Below are 25,209 nucleotides of genomic sequence, written 5' to 3' on the forward strand. Positions count from 1 at the left end.
TTCAGATCCAGATTTCAAATGCGCGGCGGACAAGGTTCAGCCCGGTCAGCACCAGAAGCACCAATGTCCAGCGCCGAAACTGCACCACATCAAGCCGGTCCTGCAAGCCAAAGCCCGCCAGCATCCCGGCAAAGGCCGGAATGCAGAGCACCAGCGACAGCGAAAATGTCTGCGCGTTCAGTATACCCGAGGTCAGATGCGCCGCCGTCAGCACGACCGCCCCCAGCAGGAACACCACGCCCTGCACCCGCACCTGCTCGCGCTTATCGACTCCGACGGAAAGCAGATAGACGATCAGCGGCGGCCCCCAGATACCCGAAATGCCGCCATAGAGCCCGCCGATGATACCCGTGACCGCCTCGGCACGGCGGCGGTGATGCAAGGGTAATATCAGCGACCGGCCCGCAAGCTGCCACAAGGCAAAGCCGACGATCGGCGCCCCCAGCAAAACATACATCACCGGCTGCGGAAGCACCTTCACGAAACCTGCCGAGATGCAGATGAAGATCACCACCATCGAGATATGCAGCCGAAAGCGGCAGATCGATCCCCATGCCTCTTGCGGACCCTGCCGGAATGCCTGTTGGGTATTGGTCAGCAGGGTGGGCAGGATCAGCGCCGCCAGCGCCGTCGTGGCCGGCAGGATCGAGCCGAAAGCCGACAGCATGATCATCGGCATGGCAAAACCCACCGCGCCCTTCACAAAGCCCGCAAAGGCCGTGATCACGACTGCTCCCCAGAATTGCCAGGCTTCAATACCGAACATGTGCGGCACGCTAGACCGAGCACGAAGGATTGGAAATGCCCCTTTTTTCCCATCCGCATGTCCGAGTGACAGCGCGAAAACAGCCGCGACATTTTCGGTCTAAAAACACACAAATTTCGCATTATAGTTGCGCTGCGATTGCAAAGGATCTAGCAATGCTGCAACGCCGCGAAAGGACGAATCGATGAAAGACATGCAGCACCGGGCCGGAACCGTCCTGTCCGAGATCGAGGATCTGCAAAAACGCGCGACCGAAGCCTTGCGGAACATGGTCGCCCCCGAGGGCAAGCCCGATGCCGAGTTGCTGGAACAGCATCAGCACGCTGCCCACGCCCTGTCATGGCTGACGACCTATGTTGAAGCGCTCAAGCAGCTTGCAGCATGGGCTGGCCGTGTCGAAGGAGAAATGGAAAAGCTGATCCTGCAGATCGGCTTTGGCGAATACCTGGCGCAGATCGGCGGCGGAATACCGATGAGCCAGAACGAATTCGCCCGCCTGTCCGATCTGGCGGTCGAATGGCAGCCCTCGGATGCGGCACGGGCAATGATGGCCGGCAATTCGCCCGATGCCCGCGCCCGGCTGGCCACGCTGATCGCAGACAACCGGGGCAGCGCGACATTCGGTGCCACCGGGCTGGACGAGGATCTGGAGATGATCCGCGACCAGTTTCGCCGCTGGTCCGACGACAAGGTCGTGCCGCATGCCCATGAATGGCATCTGAAGGACGATTTCATCCCGATGGAGATCATCGAGGAGTTGGCCGAACTGGGCGTCTTCGGCCTGACCATTCCGGAAAACCTCGGCGGGCTGGGCATGTCGAAGGCGGCGATGGTCGTGGTCAGCGAAGAGCTTTCGCGCGGTTATATCGGCGTGGGCTCGCTCGGCACCCGCAGCGAAATCGCGGCAGAGCTGATTCTGGGCGGCGGCACCGATGAACAGAAGGAACACTGGCTGCCCCGGCTGGCCAGCGGTGAGATCCTGCCGACGGCAGTGTTCACCGAGCCCAATACCGGCAGCGATCTTGGCAGCCTGCGGACCCGCGCCGTCAGGGATGGCGACAACTGGAAGATCACCGGCAACAAGACCTGGATCACCCATGCCGCCCGCACCCATATCATGACCCTTTTGGCCCGCACCGATCCCGAGACCACGGATTACCGGGGCCTGTCGATGTTCATCGCCGAGAAAACCCCGGGCAGCGATGACGATCCGTTCCCGAGCCCCGGCATGACCGGCGGCGAAATCGAGGTGCTCGGCTATCGCGGCATGAAGGAATACGAACTCGGCTTTGACGGCTTCGAGATCAAGGGCGGGAACCTGCTGGGCGGCACTCCTGGACAGGGCTTCAAGCAGCTGATGCAAACCTTTGAATCGGCTCGTATTCAAACCGCCGCCCGGGCCATAGGAGTGGCCCAGAACGCGCTTGAGCTGGGGCTGCAATACGCGCTAGACCGCAAGCAGTTCGGCAAGGCGCTGATCCATTTCCCGCGCGTCGCCGACAAGCTGGCGATGATGGCGGTCGAGATCATGATCGCCCGGCAGCTCACCTATTTCAGCGCGTGGGAGAAGGATCACGGCCATCGCTGCGACCTCGAGGCCGGGATGGCCAAGCTGCTGGGTGCGCGCGTCGCTTGGGCGGCAGCGGACAATGCGCTGCAAATCCATGGCGGCAACGGCTTTGCGCTGGAATATCAGATCAGCCGGGTCCTGTGCGACGCCCGAATCCTGAATATCTTCGAGGGCGCGGCGGAAATTCAGGCCCAGGTTATCGCAAGGCGTCTTTTGGGCTGATCGGAATTAGGCTAGAAGTTTGGAACCAAAGCGGATTTACCGCGTTCCAAACCGATCAGACTGCCCAAGGAGATTTATCATGTCCCGCCTTGCCCGCCTCGGCCTTCCCATCGCTGCCATCGCAGGGGTGTTTGCGCTTGCCGCCTGCGAACCGACACAGCCCGTGTCACCCGACGACCATGGTTTCATTCCGGGCGGCGATTACGTGCTGGTGGGCATGGACGGCGCGGCGGTTCCCCTGCGCGATGTCACTCTGCGGGTCGAGGAAACGCGCATTTCGGGCAAGGGGCCGTGCAATGGCTATTCGGCCCAGAACCAGGCCGAGCTGCCCGCCGTGGCATTGTCGCCGATCGTTTCGACCAAGGCCGCCTGCAAGAACTTGGAACTGGAGAACCGCTTCCTCTCGGTGCTACAATCGGCGACCGAGATGGAGTTCTACGGCGGCGTGCTGAAGGTGAAATCGCCCTCTACATGGCTGATCTTCGAGCGCGGAGTCCGCGCATCGAGCGCCGTCACCGCGCTGGATACCGTTCGCGGCACTCAGTAATCGCCGGCCGATCCGGCGGCCCCTGTCAGCCGCCGGACCAAACGCCCGCGGGCGGCAGGCAGCGGCCGGCCGATCAGTTCCGCTGCCAATCGCGCCTCAAGAAAATGCCCGGTGATGGTCAGCCCTTCGGCAAGGCCATTGCCGCGATTGCTGTCCGCACCTCCCAGTATCGCGGGTAGCGGCAACAGCCGGTCGGCCCATTCCCCCGCCCCCTCCCGGCTGACCGCCCGGCCGGAGCGCGGGCTGACATAGGCAAGCCCTTCGCGCGCACCGGTCACCGCGCATGCGCTCAGGTCGAGACCGTAGCCCATCTCGTCGAGCAGCCGCATTTCCCAGTGCAGGTAATCCTCGGCCCAATCCTCCCCGGCCTCCATCCTGTCCAGCAGGGCCTCGGTCATCGCGGCCAGGGCCGGATGCGGATCTCGCTCGGGCAATGCGAAACACAGCAGCGCGCAAACCGCGTTCAGCCCCGCCAGCCCCAGGGGATCGCCCAGCAGCGAAACGCGCTGCCTGAGCGGCTCGGCGGTAAAATGCCCCAGATGGTCCTCTTGCCGCGCGCGCCAGTGCAAATCCAGCCGCGCACCGGGTTGCAGCATCGCCGCCCGCTTGCGTGACGCTCCTCCGGGCACCAGCCCTGCATGGCGGCCATGCTGCAGCGTCAGCACTTCGATGATCACCGCCGTTTCGCCATGCGGGCGCCGCGCGATCACCGTGCCTTCGGCCTGCCACTCCATCGCCATCTCAATCGGGATCGGGCAGGGTCAGCGCGCCATCATCGGCCAATGGCCAGAAGGGATTGGTGGCGATCTCCCAGACATGCCCGTCGGGATCGGCGAAGTAACCCGAATAGCCACCCCAAAAGACCTTTTCCGGCTGCTTGAGGCAGGTCGCCCCGGCAGCCAGCGCGGCGGCGAATACCTCGTCCGTCTCGGCATCATTGGGGCAGTTCTGCGCCAATGTCACCGCACCGGTTCCCAGCTCTGCCCCCGGCCGTCCCTGATCGGCGGCCAGGTCGGCCTTGCCGAACAGTGCCAGCACCGCCCCGTTCATCTGGTAGAACGCCACCCCTTCCTGCGAGGCGCCATGCGGCTGCCACCCCCAAGCGGCATAAAATTCCTGCGCCCGCGCCAGGTCGGCAACGCCAAGCGTGATCAGAGTCACGCGCTGTCTTGGATGCGCCATCTCAACCTCGTTTCAAATGCGTGTCCCAAAGGCTGACATGCGCAGGAGTTTCCGGCAAGCCCTGTCCCGTCACGGCGTCCCGAAAGCATCTTCTTCTTTGTCCAAATACCTTCCGGCCTCGCGGGCGGATCGGGACAGCGGCGTATGGGGCCTGACCACGACGGGATCCCCGGCCGGCGCGGATTGATGCCGCCTTTACTGGATCCGGTGCGCAGCGATGTCGCGGCGATTGCGGCGGCGTTCCCCCGCCTCGCGGAACAGCGAGACGGAATAGATCGCCAATGCCGCCCAGATCATCGGGAAGGCGATCATCCGGGCCGGGCCGAAGGGCTCGTCGAACATGAAGACCGCCGTCAGAAAGATCATCGTCGGAGTCAGGTATTGCAGGATACCGATGGTCGACAGCCGCAGCAGCTTGGCGCCATTGGCATAGAACAGCAGCGGGATCGCCGTCACCGGCCCGCAGCCCAGCAGCATCAGGATATCGAATGTGCTGCCATCGCCCCAAGCCCCCTGCCCGGTCACGCTCAGCCAGAGCAGATAGGCAAGCGCGAAAGGACTGAGCAGCAGAACTTCAAGCGTAAAGCCCTGATTGGGCCCAAGCGGCAGGCTTTTCTTGCAATAGGCATAGATGCCCCAGCTGAAGGTCAGCCCCACGGCAACCAGGGGCAAGCGCCCGGCCTGCACGGTCAGGACCACCACCGCCGCCACGGCCAGCGCGATGGCCAGCAACTTGGTGCGGTTCAGTTTCTCACCCAGCAGCAAGGCTCCAAGAAACACGCTGAACAGCGGGTTGATATAATAGCCAAGCGCCGCGTCCAGCGCGTGATCATTGGTCACCGCCCAGACATAGATCGTCCAGTTGGCGGTGATCAGCACAGCAGTCAGTGCCGCCATGGCCAACAGGCGCGGATTCTTCAGCGCGGCCATCACGTCGCCACCGCGGCGCTGCCAGATCAGGACCGCCGCCGCGATAGGCAGCGCCCAGAGGGCGCGATGGGCGATCACCTGCATGGGCGGGATATGTGCCAATGTCTTCATGTAAAGCGGCAGCACCCCCCACAGCACATAAGCGCTCAGGGCAAAGGCGAAACCTCGCGGCGAATCGCTGTTTATGGCGGCAGAACTGCTCATATGCCGTGCATAATCTGCAATTCCGGCAGGCACCAGATGCCGTTTACCGCTCAGCCCAGCCCCTCTTCGTCCAACAGGGTGCGGCCGTCCCGGCTTTCGATCTCGATCGCCCAGATGTCAGGGTCGAAACTGCGCTGCCGGCGGATCGCCTCGTCGATCTCGGCCTCGGAGCCTTCGGCCACCATCTGCCATGACCGGATGCCGGTCTCGAAATCCCATTCGCGGGCGTAAAGCTGCGCGCTGCCATCCAGCCGGGCGCATTTGATCAGCACCGCCCCGGCGGTATCGTCTCCATGCGCGACCACATAGGCCGGGATATTCGCCAGCCCCAACCGGGCCAGATAGGCCGAGACCCAGACACCGCTTGCCAGCCGCGCCTCAGCCATGGCCGTCATTCGCCATCGCGGAAATCGAGGCCCATCTCGTTATAACGCTCTGCCTCGTCCTGCCAGTTCTCGCGCAGGCGGACTTGCAGGAACAGGTGGATGCGGCGGCCCATGAACTCTTCCAGTTCCGCGCGCGCGGCCTGCCCGACCGTCTTGATCGTCTCGCCCCCCTTGCCCAGCACGATACCCTTGTGACCGTTACGGGCCACGTAAACCACCTGATCGACACGGGCCGAGCCGTCCTTGCGCTCCTCCCAGGCCTCGGTTTCGACCGTCAACTGGTAGGGGATTTCCTCGTGCAGCCGCAGGGTCAGCTTTTCGCGGGTGATCTCGGCGGCGATCATGCGCATGGGCAGGTCGGCGATCTGGTCCTCGGGATATAGCCACGGTCCCTCGGGCAGCGCCCCCGCCAGCCATCCGCGCAAATCATCGCAACCATAGCCCTTTTCGGCCGAGATCATGAACGTCTGCTCGAAGGTGAAAGCCTCGTTCAGTTTCTGCGACAGCGCCAGAAGAACTTCGGATTTCACCCGGTCGATCTTGTTGATGATCAGCGCCACCGGAGTCCTGCCGCCCAGTTCCCTCAACGAGGCGATGATCGCCTCGACCCCCTCGGCCATCCCGCGATGCGCCTCGACCAGAAGCAGGATGATATCGGCATCCGACGCGCCGCCCCAGGCTGCCGCGACCATGGAGCGGTCCAGCCTGCGGCGGGGGCGGAAAATGCCGGGCGTATCGACAAAGACGATCTGGCTGCCACCCTCGATCGCGATGCCGCGAATGCGGGCGCGGGTGGTCTGGACCTTGTGGGTCACGATAGAGACCTTGGCCCCGACCATCCGGTTCAGAAGCGTGGATTTGCCCGCATTGGGCTCTCCGATCAGCGCGACGAAACCGGCGCGGGTGGTGGTATCGTTCATTCGCGGCCCTCCAGCCGGTCCAGCAGGGCCTGTGCGGCGGCCTGTTCGATGCTGCGCTTGGTGCCCGAGCCGCTGGCCTCGGCGGATTGGCCATCGGCCAGGCGCACGGTGATGAAAAACACCGGCGCATGGTCAGGACCGCTGCGGTCGGTCTGCTCGTAGACCGGCGGCCCCATTCCCTGCGACTGCGCCCATTCCTGCAGCGCGGTCTTGGCGTCGCGGGGATCGTCGTCGATACTCTCCAGCCGGTCCGCCCAAAGCCGCAGGATCACGTTGCGCGCGGCCTCGAAACCGGCATCCAGATAGATTGCGGCCAGCACCGCCTCCATCCCGTCGGCCAGCAGCGCCTCCTTGCGGCGCCCGCCCGACAGCATCTCGGAGCGGCCCAGCTTCAGCACCTCGCCCAGGCCGATCTCGCGGGCGATGGCCGCACAGGTTCCGCCCCTGACCAGGGCATTGAAACGCGGCGCGAGTTGCCCCTCGCTGGCCTGCAGATCGGCGGAGAACAGCGCCTCGGCCATCACCAGCCCAAGCACCCGGTCGCCCAGGAATTCCAGCCGCTGGTTGTCGGGCCGGGTGGGTGTCGCGACCGAGCCATGGGTCAGCGCACGGATCAGCAGTTCCGGATGCCCGAACTCATGGCCAAGCCGGGTCATGAAGGCGCGGATATCGGCCCCCGGCTTCAATTGACCGCCTTGAAGAAGCGATCCCCCCGCCAGGTCCAGAAATACAGCAGGGACCGGCCGGCAGACGAGAACATGATGCGGTCGGCCCGGCCGATCAGAAATTCGGCGGGAACGAAGCCGAGACCGCCGACCTCCTGCGGAAAGCGCGAATCCTCGGAATTGTCGCGATTATCGCCCATGAAGAAATACTGGCCCTCGGGAACGGTGAAAGCCGGGGTGTCGTCGGCGACCCACCCATCGGTGATGTTCAGGATGCTGTGGCTGACACCGTTCGGCAGCGTTTCGTTAAAGCGCTGCTTGACGCATTCGCCGCCCTCGGGCACCGGGTCGTTCGCGCAGCGCGGGATCAGCCCCTGCGGACCCTGCTGCTCCTTGACCTCGATGAAATCCTCGGCCGGTTCCATGGCGGTCTCTTCGCCATTGATCCACAAGCGCCCGCCCTTCATCTGGATCTCGTCACCGGGCAGGCCGATCACGCGCTTGATGAAATCGACGCCGCGCGTGGGGTGGCGAAACACCACGACATCGCCGCGCTCGGGCTCGGATCCCATGATGCGGCCCGAGATCGGGCAAAGCGAGAAGGGGCAGGAATATTGCGAATAGCCATAGGCCATCTTGTTGACGAAAAGGAAATCCCCGATCAGCAAGGTGTCCTTCATGCTGCCCGAGGGGATCCAGAATGGCTGGAAGAACAGGGTGCGGAAGATGCCCGCGATCACCAGCGCCCAGAAGATCGTCTTGATCGTCTCCCAGATGCCTTCCTTCTTCTTGCCGGCCGTGCTGTCAGCCATGGTCCTTGTCCTTCCGAGCAGTGCGCGAGCGATACCCCGCATTCGCGCGTTCATGGTCCGGTGCGGGGGGCAAAGTCAAGCCGAGCCACGCGATTTGGGTAACGCCTCGATCACCACGAAAGCCTGCGCCCATGGGTGATCGTCGGTCAGCGTGACATGGACCGTCGCATCGTGATCCGCAGGCGTCATCCGCGCCAGCCGGTCCGCCGCCCATCCGGTCAGTTCCATGACCGGCTGACCGCTTGCCAGATTGCTGACCGCCATGTCCCGCCAACTGATCCCCATCGCGAGCCCGGTGCCCAGGGCCTTGGAGCAGGCCTCTTTCGCGGCCCATCGCTTGGCCAATGTCCCGGCCTCGTCCTTGCGGCGGGCGGCCCTGGCGAGTTCGGTTTCGGTAAAGACGCGCTTGCGGAAACGGTCGCCGAACCGGTCCAGCGTGCCCTGGATCCGTTCGATATTCGCGAGGTCGGTGCCGATACCGAGAATCATGCGCCTGGCCGCCCTGCCGGAATTCCGGATATTTTCATCAAGAAGAAGGGGCGACAGCCGGTCATTTGAAGCCCTGCGTGGTGATCTCGCCGCTTTGCTGATTGATCGTGATGTAAAGCTGGAACCATCCGTCATCCCCGCCCTGATCGCTTTCGGGCAGGTATTGCCGGGCGGGCATGCTGATGGTGAGCCCCCGCTGCGGATCGTAGCTGGCCTCCCGCCGCGCGAAATCGATATCATAAAAGCCCATGCCGTCGCTCAGGCTGACCACGCGGCACTGGCGCAGGCCAAGCTCGTCACGGGGCGGGCTGAGGACCAGAAGCTTCACCGCCGCCGCCGCGGGTTCGGTGAAATCCAGGCGCGCGATGCGGATGGCGCCATCCGAATAGGTGGCGGTGTTTTCCTCCCAGGGTTCGGCAATGGTATCGGCGCGGGTCGCATCATCGCATTTCCGAACCATGCCGCTATTCGAAACATCCTGGGACAATGCAGGAGCCGCAGCAAGGATGAGGGTCAGGAGCGACGCCCGGATCATTTGCGGGCCTCGTCCATGCGGCGGCGCATTTCGCGGATGGCATCGCCAAGCCCCGTAAAGACGGATTCGGCGATCAGGAAATGACCGATATTCAGCTCGGCGACCTGCGGCAGCGCGGCGATGGGACCAACCGTGCCGAAGGTCAGGCCATGGCCGGCATGAACCTCCAGCCCGAGATCGGCGGCAAGCCGCGCGCCCTCGGTCAGGCCGGCAAGTTCGGCATCGCGTTCGGCAATCCGGCCCTCGGTGTCGAGGTCGCAATAAGCGCCGGTATGCAGTTCCACGACTGCCGCACCGATGCGGGCGGCGGCCTCGATCTGGGCGGGCTCGTGGCCGATGAACAGCGAGACGCGGCAGCCCGCCTCGCGCAGGGGGGCGATGAAATCGGCCAGCATGCTGTCATTGCCCGCCACATCGAGACCGCCTTCGGTGGTGCGTTCCTCGCGCTTTTCGGGGACAAGGCAGACCGCGTGCGGCCGGTGGCGCAGGGCGATCCGCTGCATCTCCTCGGTCGCGGCCATCTCGAGATTGAGCGGCAAGGCAAGATGCTCCATCAGCGCATCGATATCGGCATCGCTGATATGGCGGCGATCCTCGCGCAGATGGGCGGTAATACCATCGGCCCCCGCCGCTTCGGCGATGCGGGCGGCGCGCAGAGGATCCGGCCATGGGGTGCCGCGCGCATTCCGGATCGTGGCAACGTGATCGATATTGACGCCGAGACGCAGCATGTCTGTCCTCCGATATTTCCCTGACAGCTTAGCCGGGCACGGGCGGTTGCGCCAGTTCCGTCGCCATCGCCCACCAGCCATGCCGTTGCAAGGTTTCGGCGGATTCCGCGGCCCGAGGGGCGGTATCGAAAATGCCGAAACATGTCGCGCCCGAGCCGGACATGCGCGCGAATCCGGCACCCATGGCGTTCAGTGCCGCCAGCACCTCGCCGATCACCGGGGCAAGATGGCGTGCGGGAGCCTCCAGATCGTTCCTCGTGCCGCGCAGCCATCGGATCAGCGCCTCGGCAGCCGCGAAGTCGGGGATCTCCGGCAGGGCCGGGTTTTCGCGCTGTTCCAGCGCCGCGAAGACCTGCGGCGTGGACAAAGCCACGCCCGGATTGACCAGCACCAGATGCAGGGGCGGAAGAGCGGGAAGCGGAACGATCCTCTCTCCGATCCCCTGCATCCGGGCGGGAACGGAGGCGAGGCAGACCGGCACGTCGGCCCCGAGTTGCTGAAGATCGGCAGGCAGGGCATGGCCCAGCCTTTCAAGCCCGCGCAGCACCGCCGCGGCATCCGCGGAACCACCGCCGATGCCGGAGGCGACGGGCAGGTTCTTGGTCAGGCAAATCCCGATATCGGCCCCGGCAAGGCGCGCGGCACGCAGGCAGAGATTGTCGTCATCGACCGCCAATCCATCGCCAAACGGACCATCGATGCTTAGCGACAGCGGACCGGGCGACAGGCGCAACTCGTCCCCGAGCGAAGTAAAACAGACCAGCGAATCAAGCAGGTGATAGCCGTCCGTCCGCCGGCCGGTCACATGCAGCGCCAGATTCAGCTTGGCCGGGGCCGGTTCGGACAGGCACGTCACGGACATGAAATATCAATCGGCAGAAGCGGCACCAGCCTCGGCTTCGGCCTCGGGCTGAGGCAGCTGCTCGCTTTCTCCGGCGGCTTTCTCCTCGGCCAGCACCCTGTCCAGGCCACGTTCCAGCTTGGCGCGGATGCGGTCGGCATCCACCTCTCCGCTTTCACCGGGTTTCAGCGACAGGGCGCGCTGCCACTGGATTTCCGCCTCGCGCTTGCGGCCGACCTTCCAATAGATATCGCCCAGATGATCGTTGACCAGCGGATCCGAGGACATGGTGGCAATCGCCTGCTCCATCGGCTCGACCGCCTCCTCGTAGCGGCCCATGCGGAAATACGCCCAGGCCAGCGAATCGAGGATATAGCCGTCATCGGGCGACAGCTCGACCGCCTTGCGGATCAGTTCCAGCGCCCGGTCCAGATTCTCGTTCCGGTCGATCCAGCTGTAACCCAGATAGTTCAGCAGGCTCGGCTCTTCCGGCTGGATCTCGATCGCTTCCAGCAGGTCCTTTTCCGCCCGGTCGAACTGTCCCACACGCTCCAGCGCGATGCCGCGGGCGTAAAGCCCGAACCAGCGTTCCTCTGGCGGGGCATCGGCCAGAAGCGACAGCGCCTTGTCATATGCCGGCACCGCCTGCGCGAATTTTTCCTGCTGCCGCAACAGATCCCCAAGCGCCACCCATGCCTGCGGCAATTCCGGATATGCCGCGGTCAGCGACAGGGCGGCGCTTTCCGCCTCGTCATGGCGATCGGCGCTGGCCAGCGCATCGATCCGCGACAGTTCCGCGATCGGACGCATCTCTCCCATGCGGCGCAGCGCCTCGAATTCCCGTTCGGCCAGGTCGAATTGCTGCCGCTCCTGCAGCAACTGCGCCACGGTCAGACGCGCAGTTCCCAGTTCCGGGGAAAGCCACGCCGCCAGCCGCGCATGGATCAATGAGAGCGGCTCGGGATCCGGGTTCGCGGCCAGAGCACTGGCGAAGGTCAGCAAAAGCTGCGCCAACCCGTCAGCCGGGGTTTGCACGACATCGAAGGTGATCGGCTCGCCCGATTTCAGCTTTTCGCGCAATTCGACCAGTTGCGGCTCGACCTCGATCCCCTGCACCTTGTCCAGCAATGCAGCCGCCTCGTCCCGGCGTTCAAGCTGCGCCAGGATCTGGACGCGCGCGGTCAGGCCAAGAAGGTGATCGCCGGCCTGGCGGTCGGACAACAGGCTTTGCGCCCCCTCGTAATCGCCGACCATCGCCCGGGCCAGGGCAAGGTGATACTGGACCATCGGCGCCACGTCCCGGGCCTTGGCCATTTCCTCGAAGGTGGCAAGCGCATCCGAGGCGTTTCCAACCCCAAGCAGCGCCCATGCCCGCATCATGCCGTCCAGAAGTGCGTTATCCTTCGTATTGATGTCCTTGGCATCGGCATCCAGCAATTCCAGAAGACCGGTCCAGTCACCCTTTTGCGCCAGGTTGACCCGGCGCACCAGCGCCGACAATTCGGTCCCCCCGCCCTGCGTTGCCATCTGGTCGGCCAATGTGATCGCGCGCGCGACATCACCGGCCGAAATCAGTGCGACCAATGCGCCGTCCTGCAGGTAGCGATCCTTCGGATCCTGGGCCACCGCCTCCGAAAAATAATTCGCGGCAGCACGGTAATCATTCAGAACCGTCGCCATGCGAGCGGCAAGAAAGGGGCCCGCGAGACCGTTGGTCAGAGGTGCATCCGGCCCGTCATCGGGCGGCGCCACGGTTTCCGCCATCTCGCGATTTTCGGGACGCGGCGGCGGTGGTTCCTGCGCGGCGGACGGCGTCGCCAGAGGCAGGGACATTCCTGCGATCAGGGCAACGATCAGGGCCTGGTTCGGTCGGGTCGTGTTCACGTCATCCATCGAGAAGGTAACATTGTTGTTGACGCGAGCCTAACGCCCCGAATCGATCAGGGCAATGTCAGCCTCCCCGCCCCGTTATCACATATTCGGGTAATTCGGCCCGTCGCCGCCCTGCGGGGTGGTCCAGTTGATGTTCTGGCTTGGATCCTTGATGTCGCAGGTCTTGCAATGGACGCAGTTCTGGAAATTGATCACGAAGCGCGGATCGCCCCCATCCTCGACCACCTCGTAGACGCCGGCCGGGCAGTAGCGCTGCGCCGGCTCGGCGAATTCCGGCAGGTTGACCGAGATCGGCACCGATGCGTCCTTCAGCTTCAGGTGGCAGGGCTGGCTTTCCTCATGATTGGTAAACGCGAAGGAGACATTGGTCAGCCGGTCGAAAGACAGTTTCCCGTCGGGTTTCGGATAGTCGATCGGTTCATAATCGCTGGCCTTTCCGGTCGCCTGCGCATCGGTCTTGCCGTGTTTCCACGTGCCGAGCGGATTCCAGCCGGTGAGATTCGCCACCCACATGTCGAAACCGCCAAGCGCGAGGCTGGCCCAAAGCCCCAGTTTCGACCAGATCGGCTTGACGTTGCGCACGCGTTTCAGATCCTTGCCGATCTCGCCGCCACGCACCGCCACGTCATAAGCCTCCAGCCGGTCGCCTTCGCGCCCCTCGGCCAGGGCTGCCGCCGCGGCCTCCGCCGCCTCGATGCCGGAAATCATGGCGTTGTGATTGCCCTTGATCCGCGGCACGTTCACCATGCCCGCCGAGCAGCCCAGCAGCACGCCGCCCTCGAATGACAGCTCGGGGATCGACTGCCAGCCGCCTTCGCTGATCGCCCGGGCGCCATAGGCCACGCGCTTGCCGCCTTCCAGCAGCTCGGCCACCATCGGGTGATGCTTGAACCGCTGAAACTCCATGTAGGGATACAGATGCGGGTTGGCGTAGTTCAGGTGAACGACGAAGCCGACCAGAACCTGGTTATCCTCGAAATGATAGATGAAGCTGCCGCCGCCCGCGTTCTTGCCCAGGGGCCAGCCCATCGTGTGCACGACCCGGCCTTTCTTGAATTTCTCGGGAGAAACCTCCCAGATTTCCTTCATGCCAAGGCCGAATTTCTGCGGCTCGTGCCCGTTCGACAGGTTCAGACGGGTGATGATCTCCTTGGCAAGGCTGCCCCGCACGCCCTCGGCGATAAAGACATATTTGCCGTGCAGTTCCATGCCCGGCTCGTATTGCGGGCCGGGGGTGCCGTCGGCATTCAACCCCATCTCGCCGGCCACGACACCCTTGACGCGGTTGCCGTCCCACACGATCTGCGACGCGGCCATGCCCGGGAAAACCTCGACGCCCAGTTCCTCGGCCTGCTCGGCCAGCCAGCGGCAGACATTGCCCATGCTGACGATATAATTGCCATGATTGTTCATCAGCGGTGGCATCGGCCAGTTCGGCACCTTCATCTGCCCGGATTCGCCCAGAACATAGAAATTGTCGTCGGTGACTTCGGTCGCGACCGGCGCGCCCTTCTCTTTCCAGTCGGGAATCAGCCGGTTCAGCCCCGACGGATCCAGCACCGCGCCCGACAGGATATGCGCCCCCACCTCGGAACCCTTTTCGAGCACCACCACCTGAATCTCGGGATCGATCTGCTTGAGCCGGATCGCGGCCGACAGGCCCGCTGGCCCCGCGCCCACGATCACAACATCGTACTCCATCGATTCGCGAAGGGTCTGGGTCTCGTCGGTCATGGCTGGAAGTCTCCCCTTTCTCTGGCTGTGACAGCACTACATGTCGTTTTTCCACCGTGCAATCGTGACGCAACGATTTCTCAGGCCGAAAATCGCCGTGTCCGCAATCGCTGCTCTTGCAAAGGCCACGGATTTGGAGTCACGATACCCGCCGACGGTTTTCGCGCCCCTGCCATTTCGAATGGCGGGGGCGTTCGGTTAGCATCGGCATAACAACGCAACCCAGGACAGGACAGGGCAGCGATGGACAAACTACCAATCACACGGGGCGGATTTCAGGCTCTCGAACAGGAACTCGCGCGGCTGAAATCGACCGAGCGCCCCGCCATCATCCGCGCCATCGCCGAGGCGCGCGAACATGGCGATCTGTCGGAGAATGCCGAGTATCACGCCGCCCGCGAAAAGCAGGGTTTCATCGAAGGCCGCATCAAGGAATTGGAATCGATCCTGTCGCGCTCCGAGGTGATCGACCCCGCCAAGCTGTCGGGTTCGGTCAAGTTCGGGGCCACCGTCGACCTCATCGACGAGGACACCGAGGAAGAGCGCAGCTATCAGATCGTCGGCGAGGCCGAGGCGGATATCGAACGCGGGCGCCTGAACATGCGCTCGCCACTGGCCCGGGCCCTGATCGGCAAGGATGAAGGCGACAGCGTCGAGGTCAGCACACCGGGCGGGCAGCGCAGCTACGAGATCGTCGCCATCCGGTACGAGTAGGCAATGGCGTTGAACGGCCGGGACACCATTATGGCATATCGTAATGCCGAGACGGTCATCGGCCTTGTGCTGAGCGCGGTCTGGCTGGTCCTGCTGCTGCTCTTCTGGTTGCTGATCCCCGGCGAGGCGGATATGCGGGTCAGCGGCATCACCCGGATCCTGACCATTACCGGCATCGTCATGCCCCTTGCGTTGATCTGGATGGCGGTCGGGTTCGCGGGCGCGATAAGGAGGCTGCGGGACGAGGCGGCGGAACTGCGCGGCAACCTGTTCCTCCTGCAGGAAATGGCGACAAAACGGCCCAGGCCGACGAATGCCGAGCCCGTCCGGACGCAGCCACAGCCAGCGCCCGTCCCCGCCGCGCGTCCGGCGCCGCCGCCGGCAAGGCCCGCGCGGCCGGCAACGCCACCCCGGCAGGCAAGCCTGCATTTCGACGCCCCCGAGCCGGTCGAAATACCGGCCGGCATCCTTGTCAATGCGCTCAACTTTCCAGACGATGCGAATGACCAGGAAACGATCGCGGCCTTGCGCATGGCACTGCAGGACCGTGATACCGCGCGGGTGCTGCGCGCCGCCCAGGATGTCGTCACGTTGCTGGCCGCGCATGACATCTATATGGACGACCTGCCGCCCGACCCCGTGCCCCCTGCGATCTGGCGTCGCTTCGCCGAGGGAGAACGGGGCGAGACCGCCAGGAAGATCGGCGGAATCGGTGATGAAATCGCGCTGGAAACCGTGGCGACGCTCATGCGCGGGGACGAGATTTTCCGCGACACCGCCCACCATTTCCTGCGCCATTTCGACCAGATGCTGACCCGGGAGGCTCCGCGGCTGGATGATGCCCAGCTGACCGAATTGGCCGATACCCGTTCCGCCCGGGGTTTCATGCTGGTCGGGCGCGCGGCAGGCGTATTCGGCTGACCTGTTTCGCCGCGCCCGCGGATAACACACAACCGCTTCAAGAGACCTGACGGCAACGGGCCATCACGAGATGCCCCAGTCACCGCTATCTGGACGATTGACTGGTATGGAAGTATGGCATAAATGGCGATGGAGGGGGAACGCCGTGGATCACATCAACATCGTCACATCGGGGAACTCGACGGCGCAGCAGGTCTATGACTGGCTGCATGGCCGCATTCTTCGTGGTGAGCTGGAGCCCGGCGCGCGTCTCAGCGAAACCGAAATCGCGGGCCAGGCAGGCGTCAGCCGTCAACCGGTGCGCGAAGCGTTCATCCGCCTGACCGCCACGGGGCTGACCGAGGTTCGCCCGCAGCGCGGCACCTTCATCGGCCGGATCTCGATCAATGCCGTGCTCTCGGCGCGACTGATCCGCGAGGCGGTGGAAAGCGACCTGATCCGCATGGTTTCGGCCAATCTCGACTACGAACTGCTGGCCCGGCTGGACCGGCAGCTCGCCGCGCAGCGGGAGGCCAGCGAGCGGCAGGATGTCGAAGCCTTCATCACGCTGGACGACCAGTTCCATCACAGCCTTGCCGTCGCGGCGGGGCATGGCGATGTCTGGGACGTGCTGGAGGGGTTGAAATCCCAGATGAACCGGCTGCGCCATATCACCGCGCGGATCTTTGATCACCAGAAACTGATCGAGCAGCACGGGGCCATCGTGCAGGCTTTGCGGGAAGGCGACGCGGACGGGGCCGAGCAGGCAATGCGCCTGCATCTGCGCGAAGTGCTCAACGACCTGCCCGAGATCGCCCGCAGCAAGCCCGAATTCTTCACGAAATGAAATCAGGAGGAACCTTCATGAAACTGAACCGCCGCCAATTCACCGCCCTGGCCGGGGCCAGCCTTCTGGCCACGCCGGCAATCCGCGCCCATGCCGCCGATGTGACCATCAAGCTGGGCCATTTGGCAAATGAGGAAAACAGCTGGCACAAGGCCTCGCTGAAATTCGGCGAGGAAGTCGCCAAGCTGACCGATGGCCGCGTCGAGGTGCAGGTGTTCCCCAATGAATCGCTTGGCAAGGAAATCGACCTGATCAACGGCATGCAGCTTGGCACCGCCGACATGACGATCACCGGAGAAAGCCTGCAGAACTGGTCGCCGATGGCGGCGCTGCTTGCCGTGCCCTATGCCTATAACTCGCTGGAACAGATGGACGAGGTCGCGGCAGGCGATATCGGCACGCAGATCAAGGAGGAGATCCTTGCGCGCGCGCAGATCCGGCCCATCGCCTATTTCGCACGCGGACCGCGCAACCTGACCTCGAATCGCGAGGTGATGACGCCCGAGGATCTGAGCGGGCTGAAGCTGCGCGTGCCGAATGTGCCGCTTTTCGTCAAGACCTGGGAGGCGCTTGGCGCACAGCCCACGCCGATGGCCTTCAGCGAGGTCTTCACCTCGTTGCAGAACGGCACGATCGACGCGCAGGAAAACCCGCTCGCGCTGATCGAATCGGCGAATTTCAACGAGGTGCAGAAATTCGTGAACAAGACCGAGCATGTGCGGTCATGGATCTACCTGACCATCTCGGAGATGACATGGGGCCGCCTGTCCGCCGAGGACCAGGAAGCCGTGACGCAAGCAGCCCAAACCGCGCAGCAATATGAGCGCGAACTGTTCCTGGCGGATGAGGAACGCCTGGCGAAAGCCCTGCAGGACAAGGGCATGACATTCGTGGACAGCGACAAGGCCGCCTTCGCCGCACAGGCCAGGGATGCCGTGCTGGCCAATGTCGGCGACGAGATCAAGCCGGTGGTCGAAGAGCTTTTCGCCGCCCAGGGCTGATCCTGCGGGCGGCCGGTTCGCCCCGGCCGCCCGGAAATTTTCCAATCTTGATGATCCGAAGGCAACATTCGCCGAGGAGGAAGCATGACCGCCATGATCCGCTGGATGCGGGCCCTCTTGCGATTGGGTACCGGGATTTCCTTTATGGTGCTGATCGCCGCCGTCACCGTGCAGGTGGTCGGGCGCGGATTTGTCGGCGCCTCGCCGGTCTGGACCGAGGAGCTGACCCGTTTCGCCCTGCTGTATCTGGCGGGCTTCGGGACCGGGCTGGCCTTGCTGACGGGCGATCTAGTGAATGTGGATCTGGTCAGCGAGGGGTTGCCGGGGCGATGGCCATGGCTTCTGCGGCTGGTCTCGGCAGGGCTGGTGCTGGGATTTTGCGCGCTGATCATCGCGCCGGCATGGCAGTTCACCCGGATCGGCGCGATGCAGACCTCTCCTGCCATGGGGCTGCCAATGAATTATGCGCATGGCAGCGTGCTGCTGCTTCTGGCGGTGCTGGCGCTGGCGGGATTGCTGCGGGTAACCGGAATGCTGACCGGCGCCACTGATGGCCGCCCCGAAAACCTGGTGGGAGAGATCGAATGAGCCTGGCGATCCTTGGACTGACCTTCGTTCTGGGCCTCGTGATCGGCCTGCCGGTGGCGATCACGCTCGGGCTTTCCTCGATGGCCTATCTGCTGTGGAACGGCATGCCCCTGGTGGTGATTCCGCAAAAGATGTATGCGGGGATGGACAGCTTCGTGTTGCTGTGCATCCCCGGCTTCATCCTTGCGGGCAACCTGATGAATGGCGGCGGCATCACCGGCCGGATCATCCGCTTTGCACAGGCGCTGGTGGGCTGGGTGCGTGGCGGGCTGGCGCAGACCAATGTCGCCTCGTCGATGCTGTTCGGGGGCATTTCCGGCACGGCAGTCGCGGATGCGGCCTCGATCGGGGGAATGATGATCCCCGGCATGAAGAAGGCCGGCTATCCGGCGGATTTCTCGGCCGCGGTGACGGCGGCTTCCTCGACCGTCGGGCCGATCATTCCGCCATCGGTGCCGATGATCATCGTCGGCTCGCTGTCGGGAATCTCTGTCGGCAAGATGTTCATTGCCGGAGCAGTGCCCGGTATCCTGCTGGGGCTGGCGATGATGGTCACGACCTATATCATCGCGGTGCGCCGCGATTTCCCGCGCCAGATGTGGCAGGGATGGCGCGAGCTGGGCATATCCTTCCTTGGCGCCTTCTGGGCACTGGCGATGACCGCGCTGATCGTGGGCGGGATGCTGTCGGGCTATGTCACGCCGACCGAGACCGCCGTCGTCGCCTCGATCTATGCCGTCATCGTGGGCGCCTTCATCTATCGCGAACTGCCACTGGCCCGCATACCGGGAATCCTGATCGACAGCGCGGTGAGTTCGGCGGGAATCCTGGCGCTGGTGGGCACGGCCAATGTTTTTGGCTGGATCCTGGTCAGCGAACAGATCCCGCAGATGATCGCGAACGCGGTCTTGTCGATCACCGACAACCGGATCCTGGTGATCCTGCTGATCAATGTCGTGCTGCTGATCGTCGGCATGTTCATGGAAACGATCGCCGCCCTCATCATCCTCTTCGTGCCGCTGATGACGCTTGCGCAAGGCGTCGGGATCGATCCGCTGCATTTCTCGGTCTTCGCGGTGCTGAACCTGATGATCGGGCTGACCACACCCCCGGTCGGGGTCTGCATGTTCGTCTGCGCCAATATCGCCCGGCTACCGCTTGCCCCGGTGATCCGGGCGCTGATACCTTACCTGATCACCAATATCCTGGTGCTGTTGCTGGTGTCCTATGTCCCGGCGATCAGCACCTGGCTGCCTTCCCTGATGGACCAGTAAAATGACCGATATCGCCTGCCGCCTCCATGCCGCCCATGACTTGCGCATCGAGGAGCCTCCCGAACCCGAGACCGCGCCCGGAATGGCGGTGATCCGCGTGCTTCGCGGGGGTATCTGCGGATCGGATCTGCACTATTACCACGATGGCGGCTTTGGCCCTGTCCGGGTCCGCGAGCCGATCATCCTGGGTCACGAAGCCGCCGGGGTGGTCGAGGCGGCACCCGGGGATTCGGGACTGAAGCCGGGACAGCTCGTCGCGCTGTCGCCATCGCGCCCCTGCGGAGAATGCGCGTTCTGCAAGGCCGGACAGGAACGGCATTGCCTGGAGATGCGCTTTAACGGCTCGGCCATGCGCCTGCCGCATGAAAACGGGCTGTTCCGCACCCGGCTGGCCCATCCCGTGGCGCAATGCCTGCCCCTGCCAGAAGGCATCGATGCCGGGGCGGCGGCAGGGGCGGAACCGCTGGCGGTCTGCCTGCACGCGATCTCGATGGCACCTTCGCTGGAGGGGCAGCGCGTGCTGATCACCGGCGCCGGACCGATCGGAGCGATCTGCACCGCGCTGGCCCGCCTGAGGGGCGCGGCAGAGATCATCGTGACCGATGTGCAGGATTTCACCCTGCAGATCGCTGAAAAGATGGGCGCAGACCGGGTCGTGAACGTGGCGCAAAACCCCGACGGGCTGGCCGATTATGCGACCGGCAAGGGCCGGATCGACGTGGTGCTGGAATGTTCCGCCAATCAGCACGCCATCGCGCAGGCCATCGGCGTCACCCGTCCGCAGGGCAGCCTGGTGCAGATCGGCGTGGGCGGGACGACTCCGCTGCCGCTCAACCTGATCGTCGGCAAGGAGCTGCGCTTTTTCGGCACCCATCGCTTCGACAGGGAGTTCGCGGAGGCCGTCGGGATGATCTCCACGGGCAGGATCGACCTGTCGCCGATGGTGACGCAGGTCTTGCCTGCGCGTGAGGCGGTGCGGGCCTTCGATCTGGCCGGGGACCGGGCGCAGGCGGTCAAGGTGCAACTGGATTTCGCGGCATGAGATGGCCGGGAGCGCGGGGGCAACCTGCCGCGGGCGACTCTCTTTTGAACCGGTGATGTGCCTGACGGCAGCCCCGGAAGGTATTTGAACAAAGAAGAAGAGCGGATTCGGTGACTGCGATCCGCTGCGTTGAGGAGAATGAGATGAGGCATGTTTGGCGATGGTTCGGGCCGAAGGATCGGGTATCCATCGATGACATGATGCAGGCCGGGGTGCAGGGCGTGGTGACCGCCTTGCATCACCTGCCCAGTGGCGCGGTCTGGACGCCGGAAGAAATCGCCAGGCGGCAGCAGCAGGTCGCCGTGATGAAGGACGGCGCGCCATCGGGCCTGAAATGGGAGGTGGTCGAGAGCCTGCCGGTCAGCGAGGCGATCAAGACGCAGGGCGACGACTGGCGCACCCATATCGGGAACTGGATCACATCGATGCAGAACCTGAAGGCGGCGGGAATCGAGGTTATCTGTTATAATTTCATGCCGGTGCTGGACTGGACCCGCACCGACCTGGCATGGCGAAGGCCCAATGGCGCGACCTGCATGCGTTTCGATTTCACCGATTTCGCGGCTTTCGATATCCATATCCTCAAGCGCGCCGGTGCCGCCGAGGATTTCCCCGAGGATGTCCGCGACGAGGCCGCCCGCCGTTTCGCCGGGATGGACGAGGCGAGGCGCGAACAATTGGCCGGCAATGTGGTATTCGGCCTGCCGGGCGCGGCGGAGAATTTCAGCCTGCAGGATGTGCGCGACTTGCTGGAAAGCTATGCGCCCGTGACCGACGAGGTGCTGCGCCGGAATTTCCATGATTTCCTTGAACAGGTCGCCCCCGTCGCGCAGGAGATCGGGGTGCGGCTGTGCTGCCATCCGGACGATCCGCCCTTCGGCCTGCTGGGCCTGCCCCGCGTCATGTCGACCGAGGCCGATTACGCCGAGCGCCTTGCCGCCGTCGATCTGCCCGCGAACGGGATCACGCTATGTTCGGGCTCACTGGGTGCGCGTCCCGACAACGACCTGCCGGGCATGATGGAGCGCTTTGGCGCGCGGGTGCATTTCCTGCATCTGCGCAATGTCCGGCGTGATGGCGATGCGATCCGCGGCTCCTTCTTCGAGGACGAGCATCTGGGCGGACAGACCGACATGGTGGCGCTGGTCGCCTCGGTCCTGCGCGAGGAGGAACGGCGGCGCAAGGCCGGCCGCGCGGATGCGGCGATCCCGATGCGGCCGGATCACGGGCAGGACATCCTTGACGATATCGGGCGCGGAGGGCAGCCGGGATATCCGGCCATCGGGCGGCTCAAGGGGCTGGCCGAGCTGCGCGGGGTGGAGGCGGCGCTGTCCCACCGGGGAAGTGCCTGACACGACATTACCGAACGCGCCGGGTCATCCGGCGCGTTCCGGGCTGGCCACCATTACCTCGATCCCGCGCGACTTCATCTGTTCGATCATGGCCGGGGGTGTGGCGTCATCCAGGATGACCAGATCGAATTTTTCCAGCGGCTCCATCGCATGGAGGGCGCGGCGCTCGAATTTCGTGTGATCGGCCAGCAGCACGCGCCTGGCGGCGCTGTCGAACATGGCGCGCTTGGTCTCGACCATCTCCGGGCTTTGATGGAAAACCACCCCATCGGTGATTGCCGACATGGACAGGAATACCAGATCGGCGCGCAAGCGGCGGATCTCGGCAGTGGTGACGGGACCCATGAAGGCGTTGCACCAATTATGGAACTGACCGCCCAGCCCCAGCAGGGTAAGATCGCGGATCTCCTTGAGCGCGTTCATCAGGGCGATGGAATTGGTGATCGCGGTCAGCGGCACCCTGGCGGCCAGATGCGGAACCATGCGGAACACGGTGGTGGAATCGTCGAAGAACACCGCCTGCCCCGGTTCGATGATCCGGGCGGCGGCGGCGGCGATGGCGGCTTTCTCGGCGGCCTGCCTCGTGTCGCGATAGGCGTCGCTGGCCTCGATCAGGCTGGTGGGGGCGGCCGAGACGATGCCGCGCGTCTTGCGCAGGAGTCCCCGGCTGGCAAGATCGTCCAGATCGCGATGGGCGGTCATCAGGCTGATCCCGAAACGCTCGGTCAGGTCCTCGATCCGCATCGTGCCCTCGGCCATGACCGCCTCGGCGATCATCTGGCGGCGGGCGATCTGGCGGGCCTGGCGGCTGTCACTGGGCAGGTCATCGGCGATCAGCCTTTCGATCGGTTCCTGCTCCGGGCTGCCTGTCATGCGTATCTCTCCTGCCTCGTCATCGGGTGGGGGCGTCACATGGCAGGATAGCCGGACCCGCCGGAAGGGAAAGGGGCACGGTTTCCCGTGCCCCCTGTCCGTCACTGCTCAAGCACGAAGGGCGAGGTCATCTGATCGGCATTTTCTGCGGTGATCAGCACGCAGTCGAAGAGCTGCTTTTCCATCTCGACGCCGGTCTCGCCGGTCTTGATGAAATTGTCGGCCTGCCGGACCGCCTCTTCGGCAAAGACCGCGACGGGCTGCAGGACGGTATATTGCATCTCGCCGGCCTTGACCGCCTCGACCGCATCGGGAGAGCCGTCGAAACCGCCGACCTTGACCTGATCCAGCTTGCCGGCCTCTTTCAGCGCGGCGATGGCACCAAGCGCCATCTCGTCATTGCCCGAGATCACCCCGATGATGTTGGGATTGGCCTGCAGCATGGATTGCATCTTCTGATAGCCCTGGGTGCGATCCCAGTTGGCGACCTCCTGATCGGCCTTTTCCAGGTCGGGATACTGGGTCAGAACCGTCTCGTAACCGTTCGAGCGGGTCGCGGCGTTGTTGTCCGACGGGGCGCCGAACAGCTCGACATAGCTGCCGCTGTCGCCGACCGCCTCGACCCATGCCTGCGCGCCAAGCGCCGCGCCCTGCGCGTTGTTCGAAACGAGCTGCGCCTTGGCCAGACCTTCCTGGTTGATCTCGGCATTGACGAGGAAGACGGGGATACCCGCATCGACAGCCTTCTTGACCGCGCCGACCGAACCGTCGGCATTGGCCGGATCGAGGATGATCGCCACCGACTGGTTGGTGATCGCGGTGTCGATCAGGGTGCTTTCGGTATTGGTATCGCCCTTATGCGCGGCGACATTGGCCTCGTAGCCCAGTTCTTCGGCGGTGGCCTTGGCGACCTCGCCCTCGGTGAACCAATAGGGGTTCGCCGGATCGTTGACGATGATCGAGATCAGCCCCTCGGCCCATGCCGAGCCGGCCATCATCGGCAGGCTTGCGGCGGCGGCCAGCATCAGGCGGCGCGTCATTTTCATCATTGTCTCTCTCCCTTCGGGTTGGTGATTCTGCCGTTTTTCCGGGCAGGGGGTGGCGCCCGGACCAGCCATTGCCCGGGCGGTGATGTTCGGGGGCGTCAGCTCTTGCGGGTGCCGCGCCCGTATTGCAGCGAGTTCATCAGCACGGCCAGCACGATCACGGCGCCGGTAAAGACCGTCTGCCAATAGGAGGACACGCCGATGATCACGAGCCCGTCCGACAGGAAACCGATGACGAAGGCCCCCAGCATGGTGCCGCGAATGGTTCCGCGCCCGCCGGTCAGGGCCGCGCCGCCGATCACCACGGCCGCGATGGCCGTCAGTTCATAGGTGGTGCCCGCGGTGGGTCCGGCAGAGGTCAGCTGGGAGGACAGGACCAGCCCGGCAATGGCCGAAAGGATGCCCGACAGCGTATAGACAGTGATCTTGACCCGGCGGGTGGGCACGCCGGACAATTCGGCGGCGCGTTCATTGCCGCCCGAGGCATAGAGCCAGCGTCCGAAGGACGAACGCGACAGCATCAGCCCGGCGATGATCGCCATCGCCGCCAGCACCAGCACCGAGATGGGGATGCCCGCGATGCGGTTGAAACCCAGCCAGCCAAAGCCGGTATTGCCCAGTTCGGCGCGTCCCGACAGGTTGTTATAGGTCAGGCCGTTGGTCATCAGCAGCGCGATGCCGCGTGCCACATACATGACGCCAAGTGTGGCGACGAAGGCCGGAACCTTGAAGATCGAGATCAGCACCCCGTTCACCGCGCCCACCAGCGCGCCCAGCACGCAGGTCAGCACGACCACGGCCCAGACCGGCGGATAGAGGATCACCCCAAGGGCCTGCAACTCGATCCCCTGCATCATCGCGCCCGCACTGACGCCGGCCAGCGCGAGGATCGAGCCCACCGACAGGTCGATGCCGCCGTTCAGGATCACCAGCAGCATGCCGATGGAAAGAAGCCCGTAGATCGCCACATGGCTGGACATGATCAGGAAATTGCCGACGGTGAAGTAGTTCGGCGACATGACCGAGAATACCGCGATGATCAGGATCAGCGCAAAGAAGGCACGCCCTTCCAGCAGCAGACGGCCAATATTGAATTTCTTCGCCTGTTTGTCCGAGGCGGCGCGGGTGATTGTGGTGTCCGACAT

At 64.2% G+C, this 25,209-nt stretch carries 27 protein-coding genes; 10 read left to right on the top strand and 17 right to left on the bottom strand.

Features of this window, described 5'->3' with window-relative positions:
* Nucleotide 1: 1 nt before the first annotated feature.
* Nucleotides 2-766 (bottom strand): sulfite exporter TauE/SafE family protein, encoded by a 765-nt coding sequence (locus C9E81_RS07305; RefSeq protein WP_122111852.1) that lies wholly within the window; start codon nucleotides 764-766, stop codon nucleotides 2-4.
* A gap of 184 nt (nucleotides 767-950) precedes the next feature.
* On the opposite strand from C9E81_RS07305, the gene C9E81_RS07310 reads away from it, so the two are divergent.
* The gene (locus C9E81_RS07310; protein WP_122111629.1) at nucleotides 951-2,558 is read left to right on the top strand and encodes an acyl-CoA dehydrogenase family protein; all 1,608 of its coding nucleotides are present in this window, start codon (nucleotides 951-953) and stop codon (nucleotides 2,556-2,558) included.
* A gap of 79 nt (nucleotides 2,559-2,637) precedes the next feature.
* Complete coding sequence (locus C9E81_RS07315) at nucleotides 2,638-3,105, top strand: META domain-containing protein (protein WP_122111630.1); 468 nt, start codon at nucleotides 2,638-2,640, stop codon at nucleotides 3,103-3,105.
* Here C9E81_RS07315 and recO read toward each other — a convergent pair.
* The 13 genes from recO to C9E81_RS07380 form a co-directional block, all read right to left on the bottom strand.
* Complete coding sequence (recO, locus tag C9E81_RS07320; protein WP_122111853.1) at nucleotides 3,099-3,839, bottom strand: DNA repair protein RecO; 741 nt, start codon at nucleotides 3,837-3,839, stop codon at nucleotides 3,099-3,101. The two genes, C9E81_RS07315 and recO, sit on opposite strands and share 7 nt — an antisense overlap.
* A gap of 7 nt (nucleotides 3,840-3,846) precedes the next feature.
* Nucleotides 3,847-4,287, bottom strand: a complete 441-nt coding sequence (locus C9E81_RS07325) for a VOC family protein (RefSeq protein ID WP_122111631.1) — start codon at nucleotides 4,285-4,287, stop codon at nucleotides 3,847-3,849.
* Between the two features lie 195 nt (nucleotides 4,288-4,482).
* Nucleotides 4,483-5,421 (bottom strand): EamA family transporter RarD, encoded by a 939-nt coding sequence (gene rarD, locus C9E81_RS07330; protein ID WP_122111632.1) that lies wholly within the window; start codon nucleotides 5,419-5,421, stop codon nucleotides 4,483-4,485.
* A 50-nt stretch (nucleotides 5,422-5,471) separates the two neighbouring features.
* Complete coding sequence (locus tag C9E81_RS07335) at nucleotides 5,472-5,807, bottom strand: DUF1491 family protein (protein ID WP_122111633.1); 336 nt, start codon at nucleotides 5,805-5,807, stop codon at nucleotides 5,472-5,474.
* 5 nt (nucleotides 5,808-5,812) lie between these two features.
* Nucleotides 5,813-6,727, bottom strand: a complete 915-nt coding sequence (gene era / locus C9E81_RS07340; RefSeq protein WP_122111634.1) for a GTPase Era — start codon at nucleotides 6,725-6,727, stop codon at nucleotides 5,813-5,815.
* Nucleotides 6,724-7,413: a ribonuclease III gene (gene rnc / locus C9E81_RS07345; protein WP_122111635.1), complete on the bottom strand. Its 690-nt coding sequence runs from the start codon at nucleotides 7,411-7,413 to the stop codon at nucleotides 6,724-6,726. Before rnc ends, era begins: the two co-directional genes overlap by 4 nt.
* The gene (gene lepB, locus C9E81_RS07350) at nucleotides 7,410-8,204 is read right to left on the bottom strand and encodes a signal peptidase I (RefSeq protein WP_122111636.1); all 795 of its coding nucleotides are present in this window, start codon (nucleotides 8,202-8,204) and stop codon (nucleotides 7,410-7,412) included. The genes rnc and lepB overlap by 4 nt, the downstream gene beginning before the upstream one ends.
* Nucleotides 8,205-8,279: 75 nt before the next feature.
* A complete protein-coding gene (acpS, locus tag C9E81_RS07355) occupies nucleotides 8,280-8,693 on the bottom strand; it encodes a holo-ACP synthase (protein WP_122111637.1) in 414 nt (137 codons plus the stop codon).
* 61 nt (nucleotides 8,694-8,754) lie between these two features.
* Nucleotides 8,755-9,153, bottom strand: a complete 399-nt coding sequence (locus C9E81_RS07360) for a hypothetical protein (protein WP_147457569.1) — start codon at nucleotides 9,151-9,153, stop codon at nucleotides 8,755-8,757.
* A gap of 71 nt (nucleotides 9,154-9,224) precedes the next feature.
* A complete protein-coding gene (locus tag C9E81_RS07365) occupies nucleotides 9,225-9,959 on the bottom strand; it encodes a pyridoxine 5'-phosphate synthase (protein WP_122111639.1) in 735 nt (244 codons plus the stop codon).
* 28 nt (nucleotides 9,960-9,987) lie between these two features.
* On the bottom strand, nucleotides 9,988-10,821 hold the full coding sequence (locus C9E81_RS07370) for a 4-(cytidine 5'-diphospho)-2-C-methyl-D-erythritol kinase (protein ID WP_122111640.1): 834 nt from the start codon (nucleotides 10,819-10,821) through the stop codon (nucleotides 9,988-9,990).
* 6 nt (nucleotides 10,822-10,827) lie between these two features.
* Entirely contained in the window at nucleotides 10,828-12,693 is a 1,866-nt protein-coding gene (locus C9E81_RS07375) for a tetratricopeptide repeat protein (RefSeq protein ID WP_243698545.1), read from the bottom strand.
* Between the two features lie 78 nt (nucleotides 12,694-12,771).
* Nucleotides 12,772-14,427 carry an electron transfer flavoprotein-ubiquinone oxidoreductase gene (locus C9E81_RS07380; protein WP_122111641.1) on the bottom strand — a complete coding sequence of 552 codons (1,656 nt, stop codon included), beginning with the start codon at nucleotides 14,425-14,427 and terminating at the stop codon, nucleotides 12,772-12,774.
* Nucleotides 14,428-14,670: 243 nt separating this feature from the next.
* On the opposite strand from C9E81_RS07380, the gene greA reads away from it, so the two are divergent.
* The 8 genes from greA to uxuA all read left to right on the top strand — a co-directional run bounded on the left by greA (nucleotide 14,671) and on the right by uxuA (nucleotide 22,145).
* Complete coding sequence (gene greA, locus C9E81_RS07385) at nucleotides 14,671-15,141, top strand: transcription elongation factor GreA (RefSeq protein ID WP_166461840.1); 471 nt, start codon at nucleotides 14,671-14,673, stop codon at nucleotides 15,139-15,141.
* A 30-nt stretch (nucleotides 15,142-15,171) separates the two neighbouring features.
* Nucleotides 15,172-16,062: a hypothetical protein gene (locus C9E81_RS07390; RefSeq protein WP_122111642.1), complete on the top strand. Its 891-nt coding sequence runs from the start codon at nucleotides 15,172-15,174 to the stop codon at nucleotides 16,060-16,062.
* A 145-nt stretch (nucleotides 16,063-16,207) separates the two neighbouring features.
* Complete coding sequence (locus tag C9E81_RS07395) at nucleotides 16,208-16,888, top strand: GntR family transcriptional regulator (protein ID WP_243698546.1); 681 nt, start codon at nucleotides 16,208-16,210, stop codon at nucleotides 16,886-16,888.
* A gap of 17 nt (nucleotides 16,889-16,905) precedes the next feature.
* Complete coding sequence (locus C9E81_RS07400; protein WP_122111644.1) at nucleotides 16,906-17,889, top strand: TRAP transporter substrate-binding protein; 984 nt, start codon at nucleotides 16,906-16,908, stop codon at nucleotides 17,887-17,889.
* Nucleotides 17,890-17,973: 84 nt separating this feature from the next.
* Entirely contained in the window at nucleotides 17,974-18,477 is a 504-nt protein-coding gene (locus tag C9E81_RS07405; RefSeq protein ID WP_122111645.1) for a TRAP transporter small permease, read from the top strand.
* On the top strand, nucleotides 18,474-19,751 hold the full coding sequence (locus C9E81_RS07410; RefSeq protein ID WP_122111646.1) for a TRAP transporter large permease: 1,278 nt from the start codon (nucleotides 18,474-18,476) through the stop codon (nucleotides 19,749-19,751). The genes C9E81_RS07405 and C9E81_RS07410 overlap by 4 nt, the downstream gene beginning before the upstream one ends.
* A 1-nt stretch (nucleotide 19,752) precedes the next feature.
* The gene (locus tag C9E81_RS07415) at nucleotides 19,753-20,793 is read left to right on the top strand and encodes an L-idonate 5-dehydrogenase (RefSeq protein WP_122111647.1); all 1,041 of its coding nucleotides are present in this window, start codon (nucleotides 19,753-19,755) and stop codon (nucleotides 20,791-20,793) included.
* 143 nt (nucleotides 20,794-20,936) lie between these two features.
* Nucleotides 20,937-22,145, top strand: a complete 1,209-nt coding sequence (gene uxuA / locus C9E81_RS07420) for a mannonate dehydratase (protein WP_122111648.1) — start codon at nucleotides 20,937-20,939, stop codon at nucleotides 22,143-22,145.
* A gap of 24 nt (nucleotides 22,146-22,169) precedes the next feature.
* Here the strand turns inward: uxuA and C9E81_RS07425 are convergent, their stop codons facing one another.
* The 3 genes from C9E81_RS07425 to C9E81_RS07435 form a co-directional block, all read right to left on the bottom strand.
* Nucleotides 22,170-23,018, bottom strand: coding sequence for a DeoR/GlpR family DNA-binding transcription regulator (locus tag C9E81_RS07425; RefSeq protein WP_122111649.1), 849 nt, complete (start codon nucleotides 23,016-23,018; stop codon nucleotides 22,170-22,172).
* 101 nt (nucleotides 23,019-23,119) lie between these two features.
* Nucleotides 23,120-24,064, bottom strand: coding sequence for a D-ribose ABC transporter substrate-binding protein (locus tag C9E81_RS07430; protein WP_208021135.1), 945 nt, complete (start codon nucleotides 24,062-24,064; stop codon nucleotides 23,120-23,122).
* Nucleotides 24,065-24,162: 98 nt separating this feature from the next.
* Nucleotides 24,163-25,209 carry an ABC transporter permease gene (locus C9E81_RS07435; RefSeq protein WP_122111651.1) on the bottom strand — a complete coding sequence of 349 codons (1,047 nt, stop codon included), beginning with the start codon at nucleotides 25,207-25,209 and terminating at the stop codon, nucleotides 24,163-24,165.

Origin of the sequence: Paracoccus alkanivorans, from assembly GCF_003697785.1 — a bacterium.
Taxonomy (GTDB): Bacteria; Pseudomonadota; Alphaproteobacteria; order Rhodobacterales; family Rhodobacteraceae; genus Paracoccus; species Paracoccus alkanivorans.

Bases quoted from the DNA above. Each gene is read 5' to 3' on its own strand.
- C9E81_RS07305 (WP_122111852.1), bottom strand. From the start codon at position 766: ATGTTCGGTATTGAAGCCTGGCAATTCTGGGGAGCAGTCGTGATCACG.
- C9E81_RS07310 (WP_122111629.1), top strand. From the start codon at position 951: ATGAAAGACATGCAGCACCGGGCCGGAACCGTCCTGTCCGAGATCGAG.
- C9E81_RS07315 (WP_122111630.1), top strand. From the start codon at position 2,638: ATGTCCCGCCTTGCCCGCCTCGGCCTTCCCATCGCTGCCATCGCAGGG.
- recO (WP_122111853.1), bottom strand. From the start codon at position 3,839: ATGGAGTGGCAGGCCGAAGGCACGGTGATCGCGCGGCGCCCGCATGGC.
- C9E81_RS07325 (WP_122111631.1), bottom strand. From the start codon at position 4,287: ATGGCGCATCCAAGACAGCGCGTGACTCTGATCACGCTTGGCGTTGCC.
- rarD (WP_122111632.1), bottom strand. From the start codon at position 5,421: ATGAGCAGTTCTGCCGCCATAAACAGCGATTCGCCGCGAGGTTTCGCC.
- C9E81_RS07335 (WP_122111633.1), bottom strand. From the start codon at position 5,807: ATGGCTGAGGCGCGGCTGGCAAGCGGTGTCTGGGTCTCGGCCTATCTG.
- era (WP_122111634.1), bottom strand. From the start codon at position 6,727: ATGAACGATACCACCACCCGCGCCGGTTTCGTCGCGCTGATCGGAGAG.
- lepB (WP_122111636.1), bottom strand. From the start codon at position 8,204: ATGGCTGACAGCACGGCCGGCAAGAAGAAGGAAGGCATCTGGGAGACG.
- acpS (WP_122111637.1), bottom strand. From the start codon at position 8,693: ATGATTCTCGGTATCGGCACCGACCTCGCGAATATCGAACGGATCCAG.
- C9E81_RS07360 (WP_147457569.1), bottom strand. From the start codon at position 9,153: ATGGTTCGGAAATGCGATGATGCGACCCGCGCCGATACCATTGCCGAA.
- C9E81_RS07365 (WP_122111639.1), bottom strand. From the start codon at position 9,959: ATGCTGCGTCTCGGCGTCAATATCGATCACGTTGCCACGATCCGGAAT.
- C9E81_RS07370 (WP_122111640.1), bottom strand. From the start codon at position 10,821: ATGTCCGTGACGTGCCTGTCCGAACCGGCCCCGGCCAAGCTGAATCTG.
- C9E81_RS07375 (WP_243698545.1), bottom strand. From the start codon at position 12,693: ATGGATGACGTGAACACGACCCGACCGAACCAGGCCCTGATCGTTGCC.
- C9E81_RS07380 (WP_122111641.1), bottom strand. From the start codon at position 14,427: ATGACCGACGAGACCCAGACCCTTCGCGAATCGATGGAGTACGATGTT.
- greA (WP_166461840.1), top strand. From the start codon at position 14,671: ATGGACAAACTACCAATCACACGGGGCGGATTTCAGGCTCTCGAACAG.
- C9E81_RS07390 (WP_122111642.1), top strand. From the start codon at position 15,172: ATGGCATATCGTAATGCCGAGACGGTCATCGGCCTTGTGCTGAGCGCG.
- C9E81_RS07400 (WP_122111644.1), top strand. From the start codon at position 16,906: ATGAAACTGAACCGCCGCCAATTCACCGCCCTGGCCGGGGCCAGCCTT.
- C9E81_RS07405 (WP_122111645.1), top strand. From the start codon at position 17,974: ATGACCGCCATGATCCGCTGGATGCGGGCCCTCTTGCGATTGGGTACC.
- C9E81_RS07410 (WP_122111646.1), top strand. From the start codon at position 18,474: ATGAGCCTGGCGATCCTTGGACTGACCTTCGTTCTGGGCCTCGTGATC.
- C9E81_RS07415 (WP_122111647.1), top strand. From the start codon at position 19,753: ATGACCGATATCGCCTGCCGCCTCCATGCCGCCCATGACTTGCGCATC.
- uxuA (WP_122111648.1), top strand. From the start codon at position 20,937: ATGAGGCATGTTTGGCGATGGTTCGGGCCGAAGGATCGGGTATCCATC.
- C9E81_RS07425 (WP_122111649.1), bottom strand. From the start codon at position 23,018: ATGACAGGCAGCCCGGAGCAGGAACCGATCGAAAGGCTGATCGCCGAT.
- C9E81_RS07430 (WP_208021135.1), bottom strand. From the start codon at position 24,064: ATGAAAATGACGCGCCGCCTGATGCTGGCCGCCGCCGCAAGCCTGCCG.
- C9E81_RS07435 (WP_122111651.1), bottom strand. From the start codon at position 25,209: ATGTCGGACACCACAATCACCCGCGCCGCCTCGGACAAACAGGCGAAG.